Source organism: Herbaspirillum huttiense (genome assembly GCF_004367745.1).
GTDB lineage: Bacteria > Pseudomonadota > Gammaproteobacteria > Burkholderiales > Burkholderiaceae_D > Herbaspirillum > Herbaspirillum huttiense.
This window is the reverse complement of sequence record NZ_CP037993.1, coordinates 2,769,742-2,794,868: the sequence shown is the minus strand read 5'-3', so window position 1 is coordinate 2,794,868 and position 25,127 is coordinate 2,769,742. Positions and strand designations below refer to the sequence as shown.

The window sequence follows — 25,127 nt, the reverse complement described above, 5'->3', positions numbered from 1 at the left end:
GGGGATGCCGGCTACAGTGACCGCAGCGGGTGAATCAATAGCGTGTACCCGGTGGGCCACGTGGGGCGGCAGTTGCCCAGGCCGTGTGTGTCCGTCGCGCTCCCTGGACAAGCTCGACGGCCAGCGATATCCGCAATGGAGGCTGTGACAGGTCCAACCGCGACGGCAATGCGTGGGCAAGATCCTGCTTTGCGCAGAACATGCAGTGCCCTGCATGGGCTACATTCCCGGTTTTGCCACTGGCCCCACCTGAAGTCGTAGCTGGATCATCGGAGACGGAACATATGTCATTCCAAGCTAAGGCAAGCTTGGTACCGATGCGTGCTTGCACCACTCCCGACCACATCATTGCCAGCAGGGCAGCAATGGTGAGCCACGCGATCATGCGCATGCGGGGAAGGCGAGTTTTCATGGGCGCAGATTCTAACGCCCTGGAAGCCGATCCGGCCGGTCACAGAAACGCAGCCTTCTTGTGAGAAAAAGACAGGAAGTCCTTGCCTGTAAAGGATTTGTAAGATTTTCGTCAGATGCACATTCCGCTTGTCTGCGACAATATGTCGCATGTGCTGCGCCTTGGTCGTGGCAAACTTGTCGCCTGCGAAGATGAGCGCCCGGATGCGGGCGCAGTCAGCTTCCATGAATCAAATCACCGGCCCGATCAGGGTAAGTACATCCCCTCAGCCGATCCCATAGTGGAATTGAAGATAATGAAAAATGTTAAGCGCCTCCTGTCGCTAGTGATCCTTTCCAGTCTTTTCCTGGCGCAATTCGTCTGGGCGCACGCCCACCTGAAGACGGCCATTCCTGGCGATCAGGCGGTAGTGGCTTCACCAGCAGAGCTGACACTCACTTTCTCAGAGGGGTTGAATCTGAAATTCAGCGGCGTCAAGCTGTCAGGCCCCGATCAGAAGGAAGTCAAATTGGGTGAAGCCATGCTCATGGACGAGGGAAAGTCATTCATGGTGGGGATCCCCGCACGACTGGCACCGGGCACCTACACGGTGCAATGGCATGCCTTGTCCGTAGATGGCCACAAGACCGAGGGTAGCTATAGCTTTTCCGTAGCACCTTGATTTCTCCCACGCTTCTGTTGGGGCTTTGCCGGCTGTCACTCGATGGTGCGGCACTGTTTCTGTGGGGCTCCGGCCTGACCTTGTTTGTGCTGGTGGCAGAGCCGCTCAGGAGCGTGCTATGGCAACGCCTGGGCGTATGGCGACGTCTTTTGTTCGGACTCCTGTTGACTGCCGTGCTTGCCAGTTTGCCCGTGCAAGCCAGTATTCTTGGCGATGGCTGGGCTGATGCCTGGCACCTTGACATGCTCGCTGCGGTAGCCAACGGGACCTCAATCGGTACGGCATGGTGGACCCAACTGGTCGCCATTTGCCTGCTCCTGCTAGGCGTGACGTCATCGGATCGCATGCGCTTGCTCGCATGTATCGCTGGTGGCGGCATCATGCTCACGAGCCTGGCGCTGACCGGACATGCCGTCATGCATGAGGGATGGACGGGACTGTTGCATCAGGCAAACGACGTTCTCCACGTGTGGAGCGTTGGGGCGTGGATAGGCGCGTTGCCTGTCGTCTTGATGATCCTGTCAGACCAATATCGCCGCACGTATCCGGATCTGGTCAGTACAATCTTGCGGCGTTTTTCGAATATCGGCCATGCAGTGGTGGCATTGGTTTTCCTGACAGGCTTGCTCAATACCCTCCTCATTCTTGGACGACTGCCGTTGGATTTCCATTTTCGCTACCAAGCGCTGTTGATCATGAAGATCCTGGTGGCTGGCGCAATGATGGCTATTGCCGTGTTCAACAGGTATGTACTGGTGCCCTCGATGCGTCATCATCGCAATGGCCTGCGACAGATACGCCGTCTGACTCTGGCGGAAATTTTGCTCTCCTGGTTTGCATTGATGTTGCTGGCATGGCTAGGGATGTTGCAGCCGAATTGAAAATGCAGCCACTGCGGCAAAGCGCAGCAGCGTGACGTCTTGAGCACATGCTTTTGCGCCCGGAGATATCCGGGCTCACCAGCCTAACTTACCTGCGTCTGGATCCATGCAAACAGCGCTTCCAGGTCGTAATCGCCACTATGCGGGCGATTCCAGGCGAACTCCAGATTGACCTGTGCGCCACGCTGACGTGCGGCTGCAGCGAGCAGCGTCGGCACCGCCAGCGAGGTGTCCCGATCCATCGTGCCTTGTCGGATGCGCCAGCGTTGCGCTACTACGGAGCGCGCATCAGCGATTTCCTGCATCGCATCCATGGCCTTGACCGTCTGTGGCTCAGCCAGGCCAGCACCGGACACTTTGCTGTGCTGCGCCGAGAATGCTGTGAAGTGGCGCTTGTCGGTGTTCGCATCACCGAACAGCTGATTCTCGCCGGTTTCCAGGTCCAGGCCGTCGAAGGCTGGTTGACTCTTCATGCGTCCGACACTACGTGCATAGGCACTGAAATCGACTGCTACCACCTTGTCATCGCGAAGCTGAAGCCATGCCGGCTGACCCAGATCGGTGCCGCCGGCCTGGGCCTTGCGGGCTGAGTCGAGCAGCAGCCCGGCGATATGATCACGCAATGGTCCGTGACCATCGGCCTGCAGGCTGAGCGTGCCTCCCTCCGGCGAACGCAGGCCCAATGCATTGACATAGTCGACAAATGCCGCACGCAGTTGCGCTGACAGCTGCAACTGCGCATCACTGAGCTGCCCCACGACTTCCTGACGCTGAATTTTGTAATCAAGCATCGAGATGGCCACATTGCGATACTCTCGCAAGCCCTCGAACTGCCATTCGTAGGCTTCATCTGCATGCGACAGATTGGTAATGGGGCAATAAGCGGATACGGCGAAGATATCGTCGCGCCCCGGCGCTGCCCCTAGCTTGTTGAGCTCAGCCTCGTAGTCAGGGTGATTGCCGCTGGCACCCAACAGCGCTGACAAGGCACCACCCGCGCTGGTGCCATTGGAGATGATGCGTTCGGGGTTGCCGGGGAAGCGGCCAGCGTTGTAGCGTAACCAGCGCACTGCCGCCTTGAGATCGACGATGGCGGCAGGCGCCTTGCCGGTCCATCGGCCATCGCTCGCTTGCAGAGTGCGTCCCCGCGCACCCGGGGCCGCGACGATGAATCCACGCGCCAGGGCCACGGCACTGGCGCTGACGGTATTTGTGCCCATAGGGGGAGGTGGCAAGGCCCCCGGAGGCAGGCCTGGCGGCGGATTTTGTTGCTGCCCCCGTTGGCCGCCCGGCGGTCCCGGTGGAAAGCCGCGGCCGGCAAGCGTCCCTGGTTTGGCGGGCATGTAGCCGCCTACCGCATTGGGAAAGAAGATCGGGGCGCTACGCGCGTCGAAGCTACCGATGCGGCCGCCCTGAAAGTAGGTCTCGGGAATGTACAGGTTGAGTACCTGGTACTCGGGCTCGACGGGTCGCGCCACATAGGGGATGCCCTCAAAGGCGCGTACCTGGATGACCTGCCCATCAACCGTTACCTGTTGATGTTTGTAATGCTCCGTGTCCAGCAGTAGTTGCGGGTTCTCTCGGATCGGCTGCGCAAAAGCGGCCTTGGAAACCGTGGCCGCTGCGAGCAGTGCCAAATTGAATTCTCGTCGATTCATGAGGTTGTTGCCTTGTTGAAATTTAAAGCCATGCCCATTGCGTCGCCTGGTTCACGAAGGGAAAACAGGGCGTCCCCCTTGGATCTTCTCCGCGCAGACTGTGCCAGAAATGGCCTGCCTGAAGATCATATCGGTCGTGAAGTTCTTCAAGCTGGTTTTCAGAAATTTACTTCATGGACGGCGCGATTGTTTTGACGAGAGTTTGATCAGTACCCGACAGAGAGATTCCGACGCCAAGCAATGCTACGGAAGTCGCATTGCACATGACCTGGCTGCGGCAAATTGACGCAGTCGGCTCCATGCAGCGTCATCATCTGCGAATGCGGGCTTATCATAGGCTACGTCAGATCCTATTTTTTTCCTCTCGTCTCCAGACCTCCGAACATGAGTTTGAGCCGACGCTTTCATCAACTGCTCGCATGGCTTGCGCTATGCGTGATGGTGTTTGGTGCTGCTGCTCCAACCATTTCGCGGACGCTGGCCTCCAATAGCCAGCTCACCTGGATGGAAGTCTGTAGTGCCAGTGGCACCAAGCGCGTCGCGGTAACAGGAAACAGTACGGCAGGGCAGGAGCAAATGCCCGTCGACGGAGCACATTGCGGCTATTGTGTCCTTCAGCAGCACGCACCGACACTACCTTCTGCTGCGCCGGGTATCGCCTCGCTGATTGCGGTACTGGTGCATCCTGTCTTCTTCATTACTGACTTCACCGTGGTCCCGGCTCTGGCTCCCACGGCACATCGCAGTCGAGCACCTCCGACTCTCGTTTAACCGCCTGATTCTGTGTGTTGCACAAGTCTCTTTCGCGAACTTGTGCAGGTCTTTGTGTGCCTGGCCACACTAACCACAGATGTTCAGCAAGGCAGAACATGAGCAAGCGGGGATGCATGCCATAGGCTCATCTTATGAGAAAGCGAGCGCAGTCAGCGCGGAGGCTTTCTCATTTCTCTCCCGATCCATTCAGCGAACGCTCCGTTCAGGATGCAGCGACTTGCGCATGTCCGAATACATGATCCCAATCGAAACGTCCACAACGAGGTTCGTTACTCCGGCCTGTCCGGCCCCAGGAGGCCATATGCAAACGAATGATTATTTGGAATTGGTAAAGAGAAAGCTCGACCTGCAGTCCGACCAGGCATTGGCAAATGTACTGGGGGTGACGCGCAGTGCGATCAGCCATATGAAAAGTGGAAAAAGTGGTATCGGCGATGCGACAGCAGTGAAGGTGGCCCAGCTAACCGGCATTCCGGTTGCTCGCGTCCTGATCGATGTTCATCTTGAACGTTCGAAGGCCCCTGAGGTGAAAGCAGCGTGGGCCTCGATGATGGAAAAATTTCCGGCACCCACTGATCCCCACATGCCATACCGCAGTCAGCATCTGAATTTCCTTCCGTCATCCCAAACTGGCGGCCCACCTCAAGATCGGCAAAGCCAAATGAATTGGCTGACCTCTGAATGGCTCTGACGGAGAAGAAAACATGTTCAATGCAATCACAGTGCAATCTCTGCCCGCTGGCAAACATCTCACCATCCCCAAGCATCGTGGCTTGCGCTTGCGCGCCAACGAAAGCATGTACAACTGGATCTATCGTTACAAGAATCCGAATGATGGCAGGATTCGCCAGGTCAAACTGGGCGAATGGCCCCACATGTCATTGAACTCGGCCGTTCGCCAATGGCGGCAACTCAAGAGTTTGCGTGATCAGGGGATCGATCCGTCAACGGTGCATCGGCAAGCGCAACCCCCACAACGTGATTCCGTATCAATGTCCAATGAGTCCGCTGCGCAACTGACGGTGCAGCAAATCGGTTTTCATTATTACGAGGGACACGTCAAGCATCATTGGGGCGAAAGAGGGGCCAAGGAAGTGTGGCGTATTTTCGCGCGCACGCTGGGTGAATTCGGGAACCTGTCTGCACAGGCGGTCGATGCAGGCATGGCCGCTGACTTTCTTCGTGGCTTTCTGGACCGACCCACGCAAGGTACTATCACGCGACGCGAACTGGGTGCAGCCTGGGACTACGCCATTGCGCATGGATTGCTTCCTGCCAAGTGCGTCAATGTGTGGCGTAGCGTCATGCGTGGTGAGTTCAAGAGCAAAGGCGTTCGTATCAAGGGCGTGCATCGCGGCCCCGTAAAGCGTCTGCTGTCGGTCAATGAGCTCGCGGTTCTATTGCCGTGGCTCCATCATTTCACCAGCGCCAACGAAGATATCCTGACGCTGTTTGCCTGGACATGCGCTCCCGGAAAGGAAATTTGCGCCATGCACGCCCGCGAGATCAGCCAGGAGCAAGATGGCTGGTGGTGGACGATCCCGGAGGAAAAGCTGCGTCCCCAACGACGCGGTGCCGCTGGTGATTTTCGTGTTCCCCTGGTGGGCCGGGCGCTGGAAATCGTACAGCGTCGCCTGCTGGCCAGCGGGACAGGCTATCTGTTTGAAGGACGCAAGGGCGGCCGCTTTGATCCCAAGAATGTCGGCGTGGCCGTCTGGAATGCACGCGAGGACTGCGATTCCCGACCTGAATATCAGCGGCCACGCCTGCCCATTTCGGACTGGACTCCCAACGACCTCCGACGTGCCGCTATAGAGTTGCTCAAGACGATGGAATGTCCGCCGGACATCCTTGCCGCAGTGCAGGGGCAGCTCGGCAATCGTCTGCGCCTGTCTACTGACGGGCGAGCTCACGCTGCTCTGAAACGGCTCTGGATGACACGGCTGGCAAGGATACTGGAGCAACTCATGCAGGGCAGGATACCGGCGCAGTGGGAGAAAGAGAAGCTGGCCGCCTGAACAAGAAGGGCCCGTCTTCACCCTATTGGGAGGGGCGGACATAGCGACAATATGTCGCACATGAAATCCGGTACAAGGAGTTCGATTGGTCGCACAATCATCAACTCCTGCAAGGCAGGCAGATGGTATCCGAATGAATCAATTCGCGACCAGTCGGCAGCTGAAGATTGGTTTGCATTCTGAGTCGGGCTTCGGGCTCGCTGTTTTCTTATGTTCTTGATGTCGGATTTGGAAGTGCTGGAGAGCGGCCAGCCTTGTACTGAGCGGGAAATCCTCGATGCGGAATGCATCCTTGGTTTTTCATTGCCGACGGAGTTGCGCAATGCCTACCTCAGCGCCAACGGTTTTACCGGGCCGTCCGAAGCACGGTTTCTTTACCCGCTGGCGCGAAGAGAGGTGTTCTCCTCGGTGACCATGCTAAGGCTCACGCAAGTTCTGCGCGGCTTGCCGGCCGCAGCATCACTATGGTCCGCAGCGGTGGCCTTCGGGGATTATGGGATCGGGTCGACCTGGGGCATGACCGCGGAGGGACGTGTGTTCGAATGGTGGCCAGAAGACGGTGACGAGCCGTTCTTTCTGGACGTGTCGCTCCAGCAGTTATGGTCCGAGCGCAGCAAACTTTTTGAATCTCTTTCGGCTTCTTGAGCATTTGTGGACGTGCCGAAACACCATGGATCAATGAGAAGCGCTGAATCAATCACCAACCAGGTATGAGTTCAAATCGCTGTGAGGCTTGATGGCGGGTGCTGGCGTTTACGCGATGGGTGCACGCGAAGCGAGCTTGCCAAATGCATTCCAATTGGCAGGCTACGCCCGTACCGACCTCCTGTTCGCCGATCAGTCCGGCTCATGGAAAACACAGCTCAATATCTTGAACCTGTTCAATCGTCGCTATTACACGGGTGGTTCGGCCTCCAACTTCAATTACACCCTGAGCCCGGGCCGTCCATTGTCGGCCCAGGTCACGGTGTCTCGGCATTTTGGAACCTAAGGTGATATCGCCGCCGGGATAATGCGTAGCGCGGTCAGGTAGCTCGCCAGCCTGCGCACATCATTCGTGCAGGCGTCCCAGAAACTGCCGCGAGCGCTCGCTGCCCTGCGCGCCGAAGAACAGGGCAGGGGTGGTATCTTCCAGCACGTGTCCACCTTCCATGAAGAGGATGCGGTCGGCTACATCCCGGGCGAAGCGGGTTTCGTGCGTCACGACCAGCATGGTCATGCCTTCGGCCGCCAGCGCGCGCATCACGTTCAACACGTCGTCGCGCAGTTCCGGATCCAGTGCCGAGGTTGGCTCATCGAAAAGGATCACTTCCGGATCCATGGCCAGCGCGCGGGCGATGGCCACGCGCTGCTTCTGGCCACCGGAAAGCTTGCCCGGATAGGCATCGGCTTTCTCCGCCAGCCCGACCTTGCCCAGCAGCGCCAGGCCTCGTTCACGGGCCTCCGGCTTGGCAACCCCCTTGACCGAGACCAGGCCTTCGATCACGTTCTGCAGCGCGGTCATGTGCGGGAACAAGTTAAAGGACTGGAACACCATGGCTGTCTGCTGCCGGATCTGCAGCGTCTTGCGCCGCAGTTCACGTGCGGGCAGTGTCGCCGGATCGTTCAGCGCCACGCTGCAGATTTCGATGCTGCCGCGATCCGGCAATTCCAGCAGGTTCAGCGAGCGGATGAAGGTGGTCTTGCCGGACCCGGAGGGTCCCATGATGACCACCACTTCGCCCCGCGCGACTTCGAGGTTGATGTTGCGCAGTACCTGATTGGCACCATACGCCTTGGCCAAGGCGCTCACGCGCACGGTACAGGAAGAAGACGGATTCATTGATAGCGCCTCGACAGTTTCTCTTCCAGCCAGGTTTGCAGGAGAGTGAGTAGTTGATTGATGACCCAGTAGATGGTCCCGACGATGATGAACATGTCCATGTAGCGGAAGGTGGTCGCTCCCAACTGGTCGGCCACGCGTGTCAGCTCCACCACGGTGACGGTGGAGGCCAGCGAGGTGTCCTTCATCAGCGCGATCAGGCGACTGCCTACGGGTGGAATGGCGATGCGCAGGCCTTGCGGCAGGATCACGCGCCATAGCGTCTTCCAATAACCCATGCCCATGGCCCAGGCAGCTTCCCACTGGCCGCGATCAACCGCATTGATGCCGGAGCGGAAGTTCTCGCTCAGGTAGGCTGCCGAGAACAGCGTCAGCGCCAGCAAGGCGGCGGGGATGGGATCGATGGTGATCCCATAGTTGGGCAGGCCGAAATAAATCAGCAGGATCTGGATCAGCAAGGGCGTGCCGCGAAACACCGACACATAGGCAAACGCCAGCCAGCGCAGCGGCCGCGCATCGGAAATGCGGGCCAACGCAATGAGCATGCCCAGCGCCGAGCCCAGCACGAACGAGCCGATACCCAGCCCGATGGTCACCACTACCGCTTTTTCCAGCAGCGGTAGCGCCCTGATAAACAAATCAATCATGGTTCTCCTCCCGGTTGCAGCGCCTGCATTGGGGCGCTGCTTCAATGTTCATTGATGCGGGCATCACGCCTGGGCTGCCGCGCTTGCGTACTGGGCCAGTGCCTGATCCAGATCGGCGATCAGCAGGGCGGGGTCTTCCAGACCGATGGACAGGCGCACCACCGGCTGGTCGGTCGCCGGGAAGGCGCGGTTGGCCTGCAGCGCGGCCGGATAATACGCCGCCAGGCTGTGCACGCCGCCCCAACTGGCACCGATGACGAAGTGCTGCAGGGCGTCGAAGAAGCCGTGGAAGGCGCTTTCCGGCGCCGGTTGCAGGATCATCGAAAACAGGCAGCCAGGGGTCTTGTAGTCGCGCTTCCAGAGGGCATGGCCGGGGTCGCTTTCCAGCGGCGGATACATCATGCGCGCCACCATCGGATGATGGGCCAGATGACGTGCCACCTGCAGGGTTGACGCTCCTTGCGCATGCACTCTCAGTGACAGCGTTTCCAGCCCGCGCAGCACCAGGAAGCAATCCTCGGGACTGACCTGCTGGCCGAGGATGCTCTGGGTCTCGCGCAGGATGCCGTAGTGGCCGTGGTCATTCATGCTGATGCATCCCATGAGCACGTCGGAGTGACCGCCCAGGAACTTGGTGGCGGCCTGGATGCTGAAATCCACGCCCAGATCCAGGCATCTCAGCCCCAGCGGGCTGGCCCAGGTGTTGTCCAGCATGGTCAGTACACCGCGCTCGCGTGCCACGGCCGTGATGGCCGGGATGTCCTGCATTTCCATGGTGACCGTGCCGGGCGCTTCCATGCAGATCATACGAGTGGTGGGCTTGATCAGTGCGGCGATGTCCGCACCGATGTCCGGCCGGTAGAGTTCCACCTCCACACCCATGTGCGCCAGCCATTTCTCGGCAAAGGTCTTGAGCGCACCATAGCAGGCCGCCGAGACCAGCAAGTGGTCGCCGCCGCGCACGAAGCCCATGACGGTGGTCATCAGTGCGGCCGCACCGGAGGGCGCAATGACGCAGTGGCGGGCGTTTTCCAGCGCGGCGACACGCTGCTCCAGCAGGCGCGCCGTGGGGGTGCCGGTGACGCCATAGCTGAAGCCATCGGGCTGGCGCTGCTTGCGCTGGACAAAGTCCTCGAAGGTGTCGAACACCACGGTGGAGGCGCGCATCACCGGGGGCGAGAGGCTGGCGAACGCGGGTTGCGATGAAATAGAGTGGTTCATGCGATTAATTTGTTAATCTAAAAAAGAGGAACCCAGTATCCGAATTCGCGCCGCAGCCATCAACAGCACGCGGGACTAACTCTATAAGTGGTACTTATATATGGACATGCGAGACATTCAGGTCTTCCGCGCCGTCATGCGCGCCGGGACCACCAGCAAGGCCGCCGCCCTGCTCAACGTATCCCAGCCCGCGATCAGCCAGTCGATCCGCAAGCTGGAAGCGACTTCCGAACTGCGGCTGTTCGAGCGCACCCGTGGCCGCCTGGTGCCGACGCAGGAGGCGCTGGCCTTGATCGTGGAGGTGGATCGCTGCTTTGCCGGCTTCGAGATGATCGAGCACCGCATCCGCAGTTTGCGCTCGTTCGGACTGGGCCGTCTGGCCATTGCTTCTTTTCCCGCACTGGGCAATGGTTTCATGCCGCGCGCCATCGCCGCCTTCGGACTGGGTGAGCGGCGTGTGCAGATGTCGTTCCAGATCATGAGCTCGCGCGAGGTCTACCAGCAGGTCAGCGCAGGGCAGCTGGATTTCGGACTGATGGCCGATGAGCTGTCAGTCTCCGGGCTGGAGCATTCGCAATTCATGAGCGTGCCGGGTGTGATCGTGATGAACGACCGGCACCCCTTGGCCGGCAAGCCGGTGATCACGGCTGACGATCTGCTGGAACATCCCTTTATTGCCCTCAATCCGGAAGATGCCAGCCGCCGGCGTCTGGAGCAGGAGCTGATGCTGCAGGGGAAGGTCTTGCGTCCCATCCTGGAGACGCCTTATTCCAATTCGGTGTGCGAATTCGCCATGCGCGGCGTTGGCATGGGCATGGCGCATCCCATCCTGGCGCTGGATTACGTCACGCGCGGCCTGCGCCTGAAGCCGATGGAAGTGACGGCCAACTTTACGGCGCTGCTGGTTTTCCGGCCTGGGGTGCCGATGTCGGAGAATGCCAAGGAGCTGCTGCGGGTGATGCGGATCCAGATGGAGTCGGACATGAGCTCACTGCGCCAGGTGCTGTACCAGAAACCCGGCGCGTTCTGAACTTCCCGGCAATGCACCGATTTGAGCACCGCGCACAGGCTTGGGGCAAGGCCATGCTGCACGAGACCGCAAGAAGAGCAGTCAGCCCGGAGAAAACCGGGACAGGGAAGGGTGAAACACTGTTGGCCCTTATTATTTTGCTGTGCCGGATTGGTGCGGCATATCTTATCGATCCATCAGTTTTATCGAAGAAAGTATAAGTTCTGCTTATCAATCAAGAAACGTGTACGGATTGCTGATCCCCCGGCCTGAGCACAGAATGGGCTTCCGATTTCATTGATGATCAAGAGGGGACAGCACCATGAAGTTGCATCATTTCATTCCCGCCTGCCTGCTGGCAGCGCTCCTGGGCAGCGCAGCGGCTGCCGTGACAGCCCAGAACATTCCGGCCGACATTCTGGCCAGTGCCCGTGCGTCGGGCGTGATCCGCATCGCCAATACCCAGAGCAGTCCGCCCTGGAGCCTGATCGATGACAAGCTGCAACCGGCCGGCTATGACGTCGAGGTGGCCAAGGAAGTGGCGCGCCGCATCGGCGTGGCCAAGGTGGTCTTCGTGGCCGACAGCTTCAAGAATTTTGTGGAAGGACTCAAGGCGGGCAAGTACGACATGGTGATGAACGACCTCACCCCTTCGCCGGAACGGGAGAAGCAGGTCGATTTTGCGGCACCCTATGGCGTGGAGGATTTTCGTATCTTCGTATTGGCCAGCAATACCAGCATCAAGGACAAGCCCGATCTCAAGGCCAAGAAGGTCGGCGTGACCACCGGCACCACCAACGAAAGCTGGGCCCGGGCCAATCTGAAGAAATCGGATATCCGCGCCTATGACAATGGCGGATTCGTCTTCAACGACCTGGGCAATGGGCGCATCGACGCGGTCATCAGTTCGCACTTTGGCGGCATGAAATATGCCAATGTGAACAAGTTGCCGATCAAGGAAGTCGGACCGATATTGATCTACCAGCTGTCAGCACCGGCCATGCCCAAGGGCCAGCAGCCATTGAAGGAGGCCGTCAGCAAGGCGATTGGCGACATGACGCGCGATGGCACCATCGACCGGCTGGCGCGCCGCTGGGTGGGGGCCGAATTCGATATGGTGGGCGATATCCAGCGGGCCTTGCAGCAACCGTGACCTGCTTGCCGCCGTATCGGCTCTTGTCTGCAGATGAACAGGAGCCGATGCGGCCACTCGAGCATCAGAACCGGTAACGCGTACTCACCAGCAGGCTGCGCGGCTCGCCGGGCATGTTGTAATCGTTGGCGGCACTGTGGGCGGAGATGAAGTAGCGGCGATCCAGCAGATTCTTCAGTGACAGCGTGACGTCAAACTTCTCGGCTACATAACCTGCGCCCAGATTGATGACTGCATAGCCGGGCAATACCGTCAGGTTGTCAGAGGAAGCGAAACGCGCCGATTCGGCCCGCGCGCCCGCCGCCACCCAGTAGCCATCAGGCAGATCGTGCTTGAGCCACAAGTTGAAGGTGTGACGCGGCGTAAGGGACGACACGTTACCCTGGAAGGGCGTGCCAGCGGAGGTCAGCCCGCTGGATTGCACGATGAGTCCATTCATGTAGGCATAGCCGGCGATGAGATTCCAGTGCGGTGCAAGCTCGCCGCTGGCGGACAATTCCACGCCGCGCGTGCGCTGTTGGCCGACGTTGATGGCAAAGCCCGGCCGGTTGGGATCGGCGACCTGGATGTTGTTCTGCGTCATCTCGAACAGTGCGGCCGTCAGGCTGGTCTTGTCGTTGAGCTCGTACTTGATGCCGACCTCCTTGCTCTCGGTCTTGGTCGGTTCCAGCTGGGCGCTGTTGCCGTAGAAGACGAAGGAGTCCGCCAGCGGCTGGAAGGAACGGCTGTAGCCGGCATACAGAGAGGTGCGTTCATCGGGCTGATAGACCAGGCCCACACGGGGCGACAGCGGGGTGTCGACGCGATTGAGGCTGGATCTGGCAACTTTGTCATCGCGGTCCTGGGACAGGCGCTCATAGCGCAGACCGGCCAGCAGTTTCCATTGCGGCGTCAGGCTGATCAGGTCCTGGACATAGGTGGCCAGCGTATTGATCCGGGTCTCCGCATTGATGTTCGGCACGGCGTTGGCTGCAATGGGCGACAAGTTGGCCAGCACTGGATTGAACAGGGAATAGGTCGCCGCATTGTTGCGCGTGACCTGCCAGTCAGTCTTGTTTTGCCAGCTGTATTCCACGCCATACAACAGCTCGTGGTGCATGCCCGCCAGTTGCAGTTTCTGGGTCAGTTCGTTTTGCCAGAACAAGCCACGCTCGGCACGCTGGCGATGGGCCTGGGCGATCGTCACCGTCGGATTGGCGGTCTGGGTGACCCGGCTGATGGTGGTGTAGTTGCGGTCGAGATCGAAATCATAGGTGCGCAGTACCGAGCGCCAGGCCAGGCTTTCGCTGAACTTGTGGTCGAGGGTGAAGGTGGCGTCCTTCACCTCGGATTGCACGAAGGCCCTGTCGCGCCCGTTGGCCGCACCGTAATAGGTGGCAATGGGCACATCTGCAGGACGGCCCCGGTAACTGGGGATGCCCTGGTCGGCCAGTCGCCTGTCGTGCAGATAATTGAATTGCGCCGTGAAACTGGTCTGCGCATCCGGCTTGTAGGTCAGGGAAGGGGAGAGTGCCTGGCGTTCCAGGAAATACTGGTTGCGGAAACTGCTGGAGTCTTCCACTGCGCCGGTCAGGCGAAACAGCAGCGTGCCGTCGGCGCTGTTGCGGCCGACGTCGAATTCGCTGCGCTTCTGTCCTTCGCTGCCGACGGTGAGCCCGATCTCGCTGACCGGATCGTCGCTCGGTTTCTTGGTCACACGATTGACGATGCCGCCCGCCGAGCCGCGTCCGTACAGCACGGAGGCCGGACCCTTGAGCACTTCCACGCGCTCCACATTGGAGAGGTCGCGGAAATACAGGGCATCATCGCGCACGCCATCGATGAACTGATCGGTGATGGCGCTGAAGCCGCGGATGATGACCTGGTCGCGCTGGGCGTCGCCCAGACTGAAACTGAGACCGGCCACGTTCTGCAGGGCATCCTGCAGCGACAGGGCATTCTGGTCGCGCATGACCTGCTTGGTGACGGTGTTGACGGTTTGCGGCACGTCGCGCAGCGGTACGTCGATCTTGGTGGCTGCCGAGGAGTTCTTGGGCCGGTAGCCGCTGTTGTCATCTGCGGTCGCCTTGACGGTCACTTCCGGCAGCGCATTGGTTTGGACTTGTTGCGCGTAGCTGTCGAAGGCCAGGGCCAGCAGGGCACTGAGGGTACACAGTTTGGTGTTCATAGCAATATTGTTTTACGTTGTGAATGGACGAACTTCTGTTGCAGAGGCTGGCGGAAGGCTGGCGGAGGGAAAGCTTGTGACGGCAAGGGAGGTGTTTCAGCTGGCGGCCTCGCGGGTGTCGGAACGTCGCTGCAAACCATGCAGGGCGGCGGCCACGATCAGATAGACGGCAGCGTTGGGCCAGAACACTTCACTGATCGGCAGCCAGCCCATGGCCAAGGCACCGGCAGCTGTTCCGAGCAGGGCACCGGCCTTGGCGGCGCTGTTGCCGGCGCCGAGCACCCAGCCTTGGCGGTGGCCATCGGCCTGGCGTGACAGCAGGGTGTAGAACACCGGCAGCAATGCGCCGAGGAACACGCCCCACAGCAAGCGTGCCGCGACAAACCATGCCGGCACATGACTCATGGACTGCAAGGCCAGCGTGGCAGCGCAGGCCAGCGTGATCCACTTGACCCGCTGCAGGACTTGCTCCGGTGCCAGTGCAGCGAAGGCGCGTGCCCAGAGCGGAGCCGCAATGCACAGGCCCAGTGCGGTAGCGCCATAGCAAAGGCCGGTGAAGCTGGCATTGGCATGCAGGACCTGATCGGCATACACCGCAAAGAAAGCCTGCGGCATGATCTTGCCCGCCTGCACCAGCAAGATGCCCAGCAACAAGCCTTGAAACGCCTGCAGTGCAGGGCGTTCTGCCGCCGTTGGAGCAACCGGCTTTGATGATGCGCGCTGTCGATCAGTCGGCGCGGCTGGCTTGACGAAGGGCAGGGCCACCGCAGCCAGCAGCGCGCACAGCACGCACACCAGCGCGGTCATCAGGTTGACGATCCAGAACCCCCAGAGGTCAAACAGGATGCCGCCCAGCCATGGGCCCAGGGCTGAGCCCATGGCGGTGGCTACTTGCAATCGTGCCATGAGCGAGCTGCGCTGTGCCGGGGTGGCCAGACCCGCGCCATAGGCTTGCGCCGTAGCGATGAAGCCGCCCAGCGCGCCCTGGATCAGACGCGCCAGCAGTACTACGGTGACGCTGTCGGTCCAGGCCGCCATCAGCTGGCTGACCGCCAGCGCCAGCAAGGCCCGCACCACCATCGGCTTGTGGCCGGTCCGGTCGCCCAGGCGGCCCCACCAGGGGGCGGTGAGCATGGTCATCAGCAAGGGGCCGGCATAGACCGCCATACTGACCCAGGCCAGCGTGGCAGCCGACATGGGAGCCAGCTCCCGCAAATGCAGTGGCCAGAAGGGGCCGCTCATTTCCATCGCGCCCATCGAGAGCAGCTGGATGGCCATCAGATAGCGCAACGCCACAGCCGGACTGCAGCCCATCAACACGCTCATGCTGGGCCCAGCAGGGGATTGGGCATGCGCAGGACGACGTCCTCGGAGGTGTCGCTCAGTCGCATGCGGACGAAGGACTTGGCCGGCCAGTCATCCTGCAGCAGTGCCCGATACTCGGTTTGCCAGCGCTGCGGTTCGGTGTCTGCCTTGAGTTCCGCGAAGCTGGCTTGGAGACGCTCGCGCAGTACCGCCATGAATGCTGCTTCCCGCTGCTGATAGGTGCGTGAGAGCAGCAAGGCAAGTTCGATGATGTGGCACAGCATGAAGGCGTGCAGAAATTTGTCGCGCACGGAATCGTTGTCTTCGAACAGGGTGTGCTTGCTGCTGTAAGTTTCCAGCGCCAGCCTGCTGTGGCGCAAGGTGGGGGCATGGATGCGCAGGTCCCCAAAGTCGCGCAAGAGCATCTGCACGGGCCGAAGTTGGGCATCCACCATCACGAAGCTGTTCTGCTGATGGGCTTCAAAGGCGATGCCATAGCGCAGATAAGCCCCCAGCACTGCCGGCAAGGCGACATCCAGATAGGCAGCAAAGAATTGTTCGGCAGCATCGGCGTCGTCTCCCCACGCTGCGCTGACCAGATCGCAGACCAGCGGACGCCCGCTCAGAGGCGAATCTGCAAACAAGGCGCCCACCGGTACCGGCATGCGCTCCTTGCAGCGTTGCGTCATGGGGTTGCTGCGGTAGAGCACGGCCAGGTGGCGGGAGACATCGTCATTGCCCTGCGGGTCGCGATAATACAGGCCGACTTCTTCACCGAGGATAGCCAGTCGTCCGCCGAAACCGTCTTCCTTGGCGATGATGTCGCGCAGCAGCCTGGTCAGGCGCGGGCCCATCACGGCGGACTTGGGCGAGACGGTACGCTCGACGCTGGTCAGGCGCAGCGATACGGGCAGTTTCATGTGCGGCTTTGTCGGCGAGCCTTCAGGAACCACGGTGCGGAAGGACATGGTCGGCCGGGCTGGCAGGCTCGCTTCGGGCAGCAGCAGGAGCTGGCGCTTTTCCACTGCCTGAGCGAAGCGTTCGGGGATGGCGCGATCCAGCTGGTAGGGATGCAAGGGCAGGGGGAGCCAGTGTGAAACGTCTTCACCCCGTTGCTGCAAGGCTGTTGTCCACGTTTCCCAGGCTTGCGGGTAGTGGGTAGCGAACCATTGCCGGTATTCGGCGTGGTCCTGGCCGCCGGTGATGCAGGCGACATCGACGTGCATTGCTGCCAGGGAGAGCGTGATCGTGGCTTCAAATTCGGGCGAGAGCGCCATGACCTCGGCGCTGCTCAAGCCGAGTTTGGTCTTGTAGTTGGGGTGCCAGGGATGGCCCAGCGTGCCCCATTGTTCCAGCAGCAGGCTCGGGTTGGGGTGCGCTGAACGGAATAATGCGGCGGCAAAATTGGTCTGCTGCTGCCCGAGCTCAGCACGCAATCGAAGTCCCCAGTGTTGGCGGTAATTCAGGCAAAGTGCGTCATTTTCTGCGCTGTTGGAGAGCTCCATGATCAGCCGTTGCAGGCTGGCTTCGGAAATGTCCTCATGCGCCCGAGCCACCTTTGCCAACAGCATGGACGAGCTCAGCAAGGCTTGCGGGACCGGGTTTCCGACACTGTAGTGTGCGATGGAACCGTGGAGCTGGCAGTTGTCCGCCACACCCAGGTGCAGGCCCTCGATGCGCAGCATGCTTTGCGCTTTCCACAAAGGCAGCCAGGCGTAGTGCCCATCGAAGATCAGGTGTTCCCGCTGCAGCAGCTTTTCGCGGAACAGCGCTTGCAGGGTGCGTTGCAGACTGCGCTGCCGGGCTTGATGCCAGGCTCGGTTGAGATGGACATCTTGGGGTTCACCTAGGTCCTGGATGAGATTCAAAGTACGCATATTGTTGCCTCATGTAACAAAGTGTCTTTGAATTGTATCAAATGAGAATGGCTATTATTCGTATTTATTCGAGGGGTATTTATTCGTATAATTTGTATTATGTAAAATATAGTTTGCAGCTTGCCTGATTAAGGCAAGCTGCTGCATGGTCCCGACGTCTCAACCAAGCCCGACTTCCTCGACATGCGCCGCCAGGCCGCTCTGTCCCGGGGCGATATGCTCCGCCAGAACATGAGCATCCGGATAATCTCCCCCGTTTTGCGTGCGGAAAGGAATCGGCTTGTCCCGGAACAGTCCCGCCAACCGCAAACGCAAGGCATCTTCAGCTGTAGCCAGTCGGGCCTCGTTCAAATGCCCTGCGCCATATACCGCAAAGGTCGGCAAGACCTCCATCCCCGGAAAAAACAAGCTGCCATGGGTGATCGGGAAAAGCAGCTGCTCCAGAGGTCCGTTGATGCCCCGGGGTGAATAATCCACTTCCGGCCCTCCCACACACACCGAAAGCAACGCACGCTTTCCGGCCAACCCGCCTTCCCCGTATCGGTAGGCATTGCCCGCGCCGCGATAGCCGTAGGCCAGCCCATAAGCCCACACCCGGTCGATCCAGCCTTTCATGATCGCCGGCATGCTGAACCACCAGAGCGGAAATTGCAGGATCAGCGCATCGGCAGCCAACAGCTTGCGCTGTTCTTCCGCCACGTCGGACGTCTGGCAGCCATGTGCAAAGGCATGCTCGGACTCGGCGATGATAGAAAGACGATCGGAATGTTGGCGGACAGGGAAATCCTGGGCATCCAATGCACTCTTCCACCCCATGGCATACAGGTCCGAGTGCAGGACCTCATGGCCTTGATCGCGCAAGGTCCTCGATGCCACCTCGGCCAGATGGGGAGCCAGCCGAGATGAAGCAAGTTTTCGGATATAAGCGAAAAAGTAATTAGTGTTCTGCCTTATATTCGGTTTTGATCTAAAGGGCTGAACAAGCGGACAAATTCGTACTTTAAGCGTCTTAGATATATTTATGCACCCGGCTTAAGGCACTGTAGTTATTTAGCACAACTGAGGTGCGCGTCTAGTCCGTGTCGCAGTTTGGCTCCTTACCGCGAACACGGACGTTTTGACGGTTATTTAGCCGGACGAATGTTGGTTACCACTGGTGCTGCCCCACTCCCCTTGAGGTCAAACGAGACTTGGTCGCCGACCTTAAAGCCTTGCAGCAATTTCTCATCCGATACTTTGAAGCCCATGGTCATCGCTGGCCAGTTCAATTCCTTGATGGGCTGGTGAGCCAAGGTAACGGTTTTCTGCTTCGGGTCGAGGCTCTTGATGACACCGGTCCCATGAGAAACCATTTCGCCAGCATCAGCCTGGCCCATTTTCATGCCCTGCATGTCGGCGGCAAATACGGGCGAAATGCTGCCCAGCGATGCGGTAAAAAGCATGGCGTACATCACATTCTTCATGACAACTTCCTTTCACTTTGAGGATAAATTAAGCCGGATTGGCTTTGGGTTGGCGACCACGCATCAAGCGATACGCGGCCGGAATGACAAACATCGAAAGCAACGGAGCGGTAATCATGCCGCCGACCATCGGCGCTGCAATCCGGCTCATGACTTCGGAACCGGCACCGCTTCCCCACAAAATTGGGATCAGGCCCGCAAGGATGACAGCCACGGTCATCGCTTTTGGACGTACTCTGAGCACGGCACCTTCGCGGATTGCATCCTCCAGTACGGGGATGGAGATAGCACCTCCCTGTTGCACGCGGGCAGCGACCGCCTGTTTCAGGTACAGCAGCATGACTACGCCGAATTCAGCGGACACGCCCGCAAGAGCGATGAACCCGACACCGGTGGCAACCGATAGGTTGTAGCCTTGGACATAGAGGAACCAGATGCCGCCAACCAAGGCAAATGGCAGTGAGGCCATGATCAATGCTGCCTCATCGAAGCGACGGAACGTTAGATAGAGCAGTACGAAGATGATCATCAGCGTTGCCGGCACCACCAGCTTCAAGCGTGCATTTGCCCGCTCCAGGTATTCGAATTGCCCTGAGTAGGCAATGCTCAGTCCGGGCGTCAGCTTTACCTTGGCACTGACAGCTGCGCGCAAATCGGCGACCACAGATGACAGATCCCGGTCCCGGACATCGACATAGATCCAGCCGCTAGGCCGAGCATTCTCACTTTTGAGCATGGGTGGGCCATCGCTGATCTTCAGCTTGGCGACGGTTCCCAAGGTGATCTGCTGGCCGCTGGCGGTCAGGATCGGCAGATCGCGCAGTCGCTCCAGCGAGTCGCGAGTCTCTCTCGGATAGCGAACGCTGATCGGATAACGTGCCAGTCCCTCAATCGTCTCACCGACATTCTCCCCACCGATGGCGGACGAGACGATGCTTTGCACATCAGCGATATTGAGACCGTAGTTGGCGGCGGTCAGCCGGTCGATATCAACATCCACGTAACGTCCGCCACTGAGACGTTCGGCGAGCGCGGAGCTGACGCCCGGTACCGCTTTGGCAACCTGTTCAATTTCTTGCGCCGTCTTGTCGATATCGGCCAGGCTGGTGCCTGACACTTTGACGCCAATCGGGCTTTTTATCCCGGTAGCCAGCATGTCTAGCCTGTTACGAATGGGCGGCACCCAGATATTTGACAGGCCAGGCACTTTGACGACCCGGTCAAGCTCATTCACCAACTTCGCCGGCGTCATGCCGGGGCGCCATTGATCAGGCGGCTTGAATTGAATGGTCGTTTCGAACATCTCCAGGGGGGCGGGATCGGTCGCACTCTCAGCACGACCAGCTTTGCCGAAAACACTGGCGACTTCCGGAACCGTCTTGATCAGGCGATCGGTCTGTTGTAGCAGTTCGGCAGCTTTGGATGCGGACAAGCCTGGCAAGGCTGACGGCATATAGAGCAGATCCCCCTCATCCATCTGCGGCAAGAACTCACCGCCCAAACGGCTGATCGGCCATAAGGTCGTCAACAGCGCAAGCGCCGCAATTGCCAGTGTCGTCCTAGGCCGGCCCAAGACGGCTTCCAGTAACGGCCGATAGCAACGAATCAGCCAGCGATTGAGCGGATTGCTGTTCTCCGAGGGGATCTTCCCGCGGATCATGTAACCCATCAGGATCGGGATCAGTGTGACGGATAATCCGGCGGCACCGGCCATTGCATAGGTCTTGGTAAATGCCAACGGCCCGAATAAGCGCCCCTCCTGCGCCTCGAGGGTGAATACCGGGATAAACGACAGGGTAATGATCAGCAAGCAGAAAAACAGCGTTGGTCCGACCTCTGCCGCCGCCTCACCAATGACTCTCCAATGGTTTTCCCCCTGCAAAGGTCGCCCGGGATGTCGATGCTTCCACTCTTCGATGTGCTTGTGCGCATTCTCGATCATGACGACGGCGGCATCGACCATGGCACCAATTGCAATGGCGATCCCCCCTAGGGACATGATGTTGGCATTGACGCCCTGATACCGCATGACGATGAAGGCAATCATGATGCCCAGCGGCAGAGAGACGATGGCCACCAGTGCGGAACGCAAATGCCAGAGAAACAGGCCGCAAACGACCGCAACGACAATGAACTCCTCAAGCAGCTTGTGCGACAGATTGTCGATGGCGCGATCGATCAATTGGCTGCGGTCGTAGACGGGTACGACCTCAACACCGGCGGGTAGGCTTTTTTTGAGCTCTTCCAGTCGGCTCTTGACGGACGCAATGGTGTCCCGCGAATTTTTGCCTGAGCGCAGGATGATGACGCCGCCCACCGATTCACCTTCGCCATTGAGTTCCGCAATGCCGCGGCGCATCTCCGGCCCGAATTGGATGGTCGCCACATCGCCCAGTTTGACGGGTACGCCGTTTTTCCCCGTCGCCAAGGGAATGTTGCGGAAGTCCGCCAGCGTCTTCAAATAGCCGGAAGCCCGCACCATGTACTCGGTTTCCGCCATCTCCAGCACTGAGCCACCGGTTTCTTGGTTGGCCTTTTTGATCGCGTCGACAACCTTATCTTGCGCGATGTTGTAGGCCGCCAGTTTCACCGGGTCGAGCACTACCTGGTATTGCTTGACCATGCCGCCTACCGTTGCGACTTCGGCGACATTGGGCAGGCTCTTGAGCTCATATTTCAGGAACCAGTCTTGCAGGCTACGTAACTGGGCCAAGTCGTGTTGCCCGGTCCTGTCCACCAGGGCGTATTCATAGATCCAGCCGACGCCGGTAGCGTCAGGGCCCAGTGATGCCTTGGCCGAGGCGGGAAGGCGTCCCTGCACTTGGTTGAGATATTCCAGTACCCGGGAACGCGCCCAATACATGTCGGTGCCGTCCTCAAACAAGACATAGACGAAGGAGTCCCCGAAGAACGAGTAGCCCCGCACGGTCTTTGCGCCCGGTACCGACAGCATGGTAGTTGCCAACGGATACGTTACCTGGTTCTCGACAATTTGCGGTGCCTGACCAGCATAGGTAGTCCGGATGATGACCTGAACATCCGAAAGATCGGGCAACGCGTCCACAGGGGTGGTCTTGAGCGCCCATAACCCCCAGGCCCCCAGAAAAAGCACGCCAAACAAGACCAGGAAGCGGCTGCGAAGCGACCATTTGATGAGTTTTTCGATCATGGCGTGCTCCGATCCAGCTTCTCGATCACATAATCGCCATTTCTCTCTTGGAAACCGAAATGCACGCTATCTCCGGTCTTGAGACCTGTTGCCATCTCAGGCCGCGCCAGTTTGAATGACATTGTCATGGCTCCCCAACCCAATGTTGGGACCGGACCGTGCGAGAGCGTGATGTCAGTGCCCCGCAGTGATTCGATTTTCCCGGTCGCCTCATTGAGTGGCATCTGGGCGCTCTTGGCGTCGGCGCCTGGTGAAGTGTTCAGCCGCGCGAGCACGCCTTTAAGGCTAGCCTCGGAATCGATGAGGAATTGACCGGAGGTGACAACTTGTTGGCCTTCGATGACGCCATCCAGGATGACGCTCTTACCATCGGATTCTTGGCCAAGCTTCACTTCGACCGGCTGGTAGCGCCCATCGCCTGTTGTGACAAGCAGGATATTGCGCGCGCCAGTGCGGATGACCGCTTCAGACGGTACCAGTAGACTTGGTGCTGCCTTGCCGCCTCCTAAGCCGATTTGCGCATACATGCCCGGCTTCAATTTGCCATCGCGATTGGGCAACTCGGCGCGAACCCGGAGGGTACGGCTGTCTGCGTTGCTCTCCGGCAGAACGGCAAGGATCTTTCCTGTGAATTTTTCGCCTGGGTAAGCCGCAAAATCCGCTTCCAGCTTGTCGCCGACGTTAACTAGTGCGGCTTGCGCCTCAGGAATTGCCGCTTCTAGCCACACGGTATCGAGCCCATTGATCCTGGCTAAAGGCGCTCCAGCCGATACCGTCATTCCACTCCTGATATCCAAGGTCTGAATCAAGCCCGCAATAGGTGCAGCGACGGTCACTACCGTCTGAGGTCGGCCGCTCTTCTCCACACGGCTAATCAGATCACCCGACATCCCGAGCAACTGCAGACGTGTGCGGGCGGCCTGGATTAGCGCCAGGTCCTTCGTACCGAGCACCGCCAAAAATTCCGCTTGGGCGCCAGCCCATTCCGGAATGAGCAAGTCCACCAGGGGCGCGCCGCGTGCAATGACGTCGCCAGGAGCACGTGCGTAGACCCGCTCAACAAAGCCGTTGCTTCGGGCTTGGACAATCGCCACCTGGCGATCATTAAGCTGCACGTTGGCGATAGCACGCACGGTACTCGAAAAGCTGCCACGCTCGACCATGGCGGTGCGCATTCCCAGATTCTGGCTAATTCCAGAGTCAATCTTGACGCCGGCACCGTCACCTTGCTCATCCGCATATTTCGCGACCAGTTGCATGTCCATGAACGGCGACTTTCCCGGCTTGTCGAATCGCTGATTCGGCATCATGGGGTCGTACCAATACAAAACCTTACGCTCTACGTGCGTAGCTGCATTTGCTGGCTCCGCCTGCATGGCTTGAGCTCCGGCAGCACGATGCGCCATCCAATAGCCGCCCATACCGCTCCCGGCACCCACTGCCAGAATCAGCACGGCAATCTGATAAGTGCGTTTTTTCATTGTTGATCTCCCCCATATGCGAAATAGAGCTGGGCGGCGACTGCGGATCTTTGCGCCTCCAGATCAATGATTTTTAGGCGCTGGTCAACGACTTCCCGGCGTGCCGCCAAGACTGTCGTCAAGTCACTTTTGCCTGCGCGATAGCTGGCGTACTGGAGGTCGGTTTTTTGCTGTGCCAAGGGCAAGGCAGTCTGGTTGGCACGCTCAAGCTGGCGGGTCAAGGAATGGTAGTCGGCTAGATCGCTTTCGAGCTCGTTGGCATGATCGCGCAGCATGGCCTCACGATCCGCATCGATGCGATATAGCTCTTGCTGTTTAGCCGCGATGAGGGGATCTTGCCTTGTCGCGGGAGAAACCGGAATCTCGAACGTGAACTGGACCGACACCATGTTGCCAAAGCGCGGGTCACGTCGTTGATAGGCTAGCTCGACACCCCAATCGGATTTCTTCATCGCCTGCGCTTGGCGCAATTCTGCTTCCGCCTTGTGGCTCTCCGCAGAATAGGCTTCCAGTTCCGGATGCTTGTGCAAGTGATCGCGTAAATGATCAGCATCGATGCGCAGCTCAGGCAAAGCATCGACCAGTGGCTCATCGGCTTCACCACCCACATAGCGGCGGAGGCCAGACTTGGCCTTGACCAGGTCTCGGATCAGTTCATCACGGCGGTCAGCCAGTTGAGCCGCTTCCTGCTTGGGCATTACGCTATCGGCCACCTGGGTACGGCCAGACGCGATCTGGGCGCGCACGGCATCTGCCAAAAGCAAATTCTCTTTGTCCAAATCATCGAACAGCGAGATCTTGCGTTCCAGGAAATAGCGGTTGAGCCAAGCCAAGGCCGTGGCTCTGCGCAGCTTGAGGCGCTCCACTTGCCGCTGTGCTTGCGCCGTTTCGATCGAAGCTTCGGCTACGGCAACGCGGGCTTGGCGCTTGGCCGCATTGGGAAAATCCTGCATGACGCCGATTTTCTGCATCGTCATGGAGTCGGCATTGAGTCGGCCTCGATCCGGCCCGGAGACGGGATAGTTGTCGATACCGGCAAAGATCTTGGGGTCAGGTAAAGCACCTGCGGGTATCGCCGATGATTGGGCTGCCGCAATTTGGGCCCTGTTGGAGGCCAGGTTGGGAGACTGGCGCTCGGCGATATCGAGCGCAGCGTTAAAAGATAAGGGAGCCGCGTGGGCAAGGTCGGACATCCCCGCTAGCAAAGCAAGCAGGGCCCCGGATATCCTGTAAAAGGACATGATTGTTCACTCCATAGCGTGACTGCGCGAAAAAACGCGCGAAAGACCACTTGGCGCTCAAGCCAAGCGTGTCAAGAAATCAGCAACGATCAGAGTGAACGAGGGGGACGCCACAATCCGGACGGATCGTGGGAAGGAAGAAACGATTCGGGCAACAGGGAGACCGTT

Annotated in this window: 22 protein-coding genes; 9 read left to right on the top strand and 13 right to left on the bottom strand. The window is 59.3% G+C overall.

The window, feature by feature from the left end:
• Positions 1 to 34: 34 nt before the first annotated feature.
• Positions 35 to 385: a DUF2946 family protein gene (locus E2K99_RS26220; RefSeq protein ID WP_420840914.1), complete on the bottom strand. Its 351-nt coding sequence runs from the start codon at positions 383 to 385 to the stop codon at positions 35 to 37.
• 142 nt (positions 386 to 527) lie between these two features.
• Here E2K99_RS26220 and copC point away from each other — a divergent pair, with 142 nt between their 5' ends.
• Both copC and copD read left to right on the top strand, forming a co-directional pair.
• Positions 528 to 1,073: a copper homeostasis periplasmic binding protein CopC gene (gene copC, locus E2K99_RS12650; RefSeq protein WP_240733903.1), complete on the top strand. Its 546-nt coding sequence runs from the start codon at positions 528 to 530 to the stop codon at positions 1,071 to 1,073.
• On the top strand, positions 1,070 to 1,954 hold the full coding sequence (gene copD / locus E2K99_RS12645; protein ID WP_134222428.1) for a copper homeostasis membrane protein CopD: 885 nt from the start codon (positions 1,070 to 1,072) through the stop codon (positions 1,952 to 1,954). Before copC ends, copD begins: the two co-directional genes overlap by 4 nt.
• A gap of 83 nt (positions 1,955 to 2,037) precedes the next feature.
• Here copD and E2K99_RS12640 read toward each other — a convergent pair whose 3' ends face one another.
• Positions 2,038 to 3,612, bottom strand: coding sequence for a subtype B tannase (locus E2K99_RS12640; RefSeq protein ID WP_134222427.1), 1,575 nt, complete (start codon positions 3,610 to 3,612; stop codon positions 2,038 to 2,040).
• Between the two features lie 384 nt (positions 3,613 to 3,996).
• On the opposite strand from E2K99_RS12640, the gene E2K99_RS26215 reads away from it, so the two are divergent.
• The 5 genes from E2K99_RS26215 (at position 3,997) to E2K99_RS12615 (ending at position 7,395) form a co-directional block, all read left to right on the top strand.
• The gene (locus E2K99_RS26215) at positions 3,997 to 4,383 is read left to right on the top strand and encodes a DUF2946 domain-containing protein (RefSeq protein WP_134222426.1); all 387 of its coding nucleotides are present in this window, start codon (positions 3,997 to 3,999) and stop codon (positions 4,381 to 4,383) included.
• A gap of 304 nt (positions 4,384 to 4,687) precedes the next feature.
• Positions 4,688 to 5,077 (top strand): helix-turn-helix domain-containing protein, encoded by a 390-nt coding sequence (locus E2K99_RS25515; RefSeq protein WP_166675065.1) that lies wholly within the window; start codon positions 4,688 to 4,690, stop codon positions 5,075 to 5,077.
• 13 nt (positions 5,078 to 5,090) lie between these two features.
• Positions 5,091 to 6,404: an integrase family protein gene (locus tag E2K99_RS12625; protein WP_134222424.1), complete on the top strand. Its 1,314-nt coding sequence runs from the start codon at positions 5,091 to 5,093 to the stop codon at positions 6,402 to 6,404.
• Between the two features lie 210 nt (positions 6,405 to 6,614).
• Positions 6,615 to 7,049, top strand: coding sequence for an SMI1/KNR4 family protein (locus tag E2K99_RS12620; protein WP_039785763.1), 435 nt, complete (start codon positions 6,615 to 6,617; stop codon positions 7,047 to 7,049).
• Positions 7,050 to 7,164: 115 nt separating this feature from the next.
• A complete protein-coding gene (locus tag E2K99_RS12615) occupies positions 7,165 to 7,395 on the top strand; it encodes a TonB-dependent receptor (RefSeq protein WP_166675064.1) in 231 nt (76 codons plus the stop codon).
• Between the two features lie 60 nt (positions 7,396 to 7,455).
• On the opposite strand, the gene E2K99_RS12610 is transcribed toward E2K99_RS12615, so the two are convergent.
• From E2K99_RS12610 to E2K99_RS12600, 3 genes are all read right to left on the bottom strand, one after another.
• Entirely contained in the window at positions 7,456 to 8,226 is a 771-nt protein-coding gene (locus E2K99_RS12610; RefSeq protein WP_134222422.1) for an amino acid ABC transporter ATP-binding protein, read from the bottom strand.
• On the bottom strand, positions 8,223 to 8,873 hold the full coding sequence (locus E2K99_RS12605) for an amino acid ABC transporter permease (protein ID WP_134222421.1): 651 nt from the start codon (positions 8,871 to 8,873) through the stop codon (positions 8,223 to 8,225). Before E2K99_RS12605 ends, E2K99_RS12610 begins: the two co-directional genes overlap by 4 nt.
• 63 nt (positions 8,874 to 8,936) lie before the next feature.
• Positions 8,937 to 10,094: a trans-sulfuration enzyme family protein gene (locus tag E2K99_RS12600; RefSeq protein ID WP_134222420.1), complete on the bottom strand. Its 1,158-nt coding sequence runs from the start codon at positions 10,092 to 10,094 to the stop codon at positions 8,937 to 8,939.
• 100 nt (positions 10,095 to 10,194) lie between these two features.
• Between E2K99_RS12600 and E2K99_RS12595 the strand changes: the two genes are divergently transcribed.
• Positions 10,195 to 11,124: a LysR substrate-binding domain-containing protein gene (locus tag E2K99_RS12595; RefSeq protein WP_134222419.1), complete on the top strand. Its 930-nt coding sequence runs from the start codon at positions 10,195 to 10,197 to the stop codon at positions 11,122 to 11,124.
• A gap of 301 nt (positions 11,125 to 11,425) precedes the next feature.
• Positions 11,426 to 12,256 (top strand): transporter substrate-binding domain-containing protein, encoded by an 831-nt coding sequence (locus E2K99_RS12590; RefSeq protein ID WP_134222418.1) that lies wholly within the window; start codon positions 11,426 to 11,428, stop codon positions 12,254 to 12,256.
• Positions 12,257 to 12,320: 64 nt separating this feature from the next.
• On the opposite strand, the gene E2K99_RS12585 is transcribed toward E2K99_RS12590, so the two are convergent.
• From E2K99_RS12585 to E2K99_RS12550, 8 genes are all read right to left on the bottom strand, one after another.
• Positions 12,321 to 14,423: a TonB-dependent receptor gene (locus E2K99_RS12585; protein ID WP_134222417.1), complete on the bottom strand. Its 2,103-nt coding sequence runs from the start codon at positions 14,421 to 14,423 to the stop codon at positions 12,321 to 12,323.
• Between the two features lie 96 nt (positions 14,424 to 14,519).
• Positions 14,520 to 15,749 carry an MFS transporter gene (locus tag E2K99_RS12580; RefSeq protein ID WP_134222416.1) on the bottom strand — a complete coding sequence of 410 codons (1,230 nt, stop codon included), beginning with the start codon at positions 15,747 to 15,749 and terminating at the stop codon, positions 14,520 to 14,522.
• Positions 15,746 to 17,605 carry an IucA/IucC family protein gene (locus E2K99_RS12575; RefSeq protein WP_134222415.1) on the bottom strand — a complete coding sequence of 620 codons (1,860 nt, stop codon included), beginning with the start codon at positions 17,603 to 17,605 and terminating at the stop codon, positions 15,746 to 15,748. Before E2K99_RS12575 ends, E2K99_RS12580 begins: the two co-directional genes overlap by 4 nt.
• A 159-nt stretch (positions 17,606 to 17,764) precedes the next feature.
• Entirely contained in the window at positions 17,765 to 18,526 is a 762-nt protein-coding gene (locus E2K99_RS12570; protein WP_134222414.1) for an NAD(P)H-dependent oxidoreductase, read from the bottom strand.
• Between the two features lie 203 nt (positions 18,527 to 18,729).
• Complete coding sequence (locus E2K99_RS12565) at positions 18,730 to 19,068, bottom strand: copper-binding protein (protein WP_134222413.1); 339 nt, start codon at positions 19,066 to 19,068, stop codon at positions 18,730 to 18,732.
• 28 nt (positions 19,069 to 19,096) lie between these two features.
• Positions 19,097 to 22,237, bottom strand: a complete 3,141-nt coding sequence (locus E2K99_RS12560; RefSeq protein WP_134222412.1) for an efflux RND transporter permease subunit — start codon at positions 22,235 to 22,237, stop codon at positions 19,097 to 19,099.
• Complete coding sequence (locus tag E2K99_RS12555; RefSeq protein ID WP_134222411.1) at positions 22,234 to 23,718, bottom strand: efflux RND transporter periplasmic adaptor subunit; 1,485 nt, start codon at positions 23,716 to 23,718, stop codon at positions 22,234 to 22,236. The genes E2K99_RS12560 and E2K99_RS12555 overlap by 4 nt, the downstream gene beginning before the upstream one ends.
• Positions 23,715 to 24,959 carry a TolC family protein gene (locus E2K99_RS12550; RefSeq protein WP_166675063.1) on the bottom strand — a complete coding sequence of 415 codons (1,245 nt, stop codon included), beginning with the start codon at positions 24,957 to 24,959 and terminating at the stop codon, positions 23,715 to 23,717. The genes E2K99_RS12555 and E2K99_RS12550 overlap by 4 nt, the downstream gene beginning before the upstream one ends.
• Between the last annotated feature and the right edge of the window lie 168 nt (positions 24,960 to 25,127).